The following is a 1046-nucleotide window of genomic DNA, read 5'->3' as shown; positions in this document are numbered from 1 at the left end:
AATCGTTTCTCTTTTTGACATTGGTTGCCCCGTCATAGATATTTTTTGATTAACTTTGCTATTGTAAAGTATGAAAGCTTAAATAAAACTTATTTAATGATATTTAAAAAATTATATTTATTCAATAGCTTGGTGTGCCTTGATAAATAAAGAAATAAATATTTTATTGGCAATAGTTTACTTTTTTAAATAATATTAATTAATCCATTGATTTGTTGAGATACTAAACATAATATCAATTCGTTAAGTATGGGTATACGGAATTTATCCTTTTTACGTTCGAATACGTAATGGAAATAGAGGGATAGCCTTTAGCTTAACTATAAGAAAAACTTTTTATTGAGAATGATTATGTCAAAAAAATTTGAAGACTTTAATAATCCAAGAGAAAAAGCATTGCAGGGGATGAAAGATAGTATTCCCGCTTCACAATGGGAAGAAAACTTACAGTTTCTCAAACAATTAAGGAATAAAATTGCGCAATTACCAGTAAGTAAACACCCTGCAATTGAAATATTAAATAACGGTTATCTTGATAAACAAACCCTGACTCGTATTCATTTAGAATATCGTCATGCGATTGTTCAGATCTTTACTGATGCCTTATTAATGGCCCAGTTCCAGACAAAACAATTGGAGCCTAAACTCCATTCTGGAGCTAAAATGTTTCCACGCGTTTTATTAAGTTTAAATGTACTTGATGAATTTGGTTTTAGACCAGGAACAGACCCGGACAATTATTATCTAGGTAATCCGGAGTATGCACATTATCCTTTATATGAAGATTTATTGAATGATTATGGTTTGAGTGAGAAGGACCGTAGAGAGTATCAACCTTCAAAAATTGCAGATCAGGTAAGAAATTTTCTAGAATCATCTTATGATAGTTATATTAAAGTAGTTGCTTTACTTGCAGTAGCGGAAGAAGAAGTGATTCTTTTTAGCCCACCACTTCGTGAAGCGACTAAAGCCATTGGCGTGGATGTTGAAGGTGGCGGCTATTACCATGTTCATGGGGTATCTACTGACGAAACCTCAGAAGCAGC

At 32.5% G+C, this 1046-nt stretch carries 1 protein-coding gene; it reads left to right on the top strand.

Features of this window, described 5'->3' with window-relative positions; translation table 11 throughout:
- Positions 1-351: 351 nt before the first annotated feature.
- Positions 352-1046 (top strand): hypothetical protein (locus VXQ92_RS21020; protein ID WP_416683069.1); only part of this gene is annotated, 695 nt, incomplete at its 3' end.

It is taken from the genome of Acinetobacter sp. 228 (genome assembly GCF_048147885.1).
The sequence above is the reverse complement of the archived record's forward strand: the minus strand, read 5'-3'. Positions and strand labels throughout refer to the sequence as shown.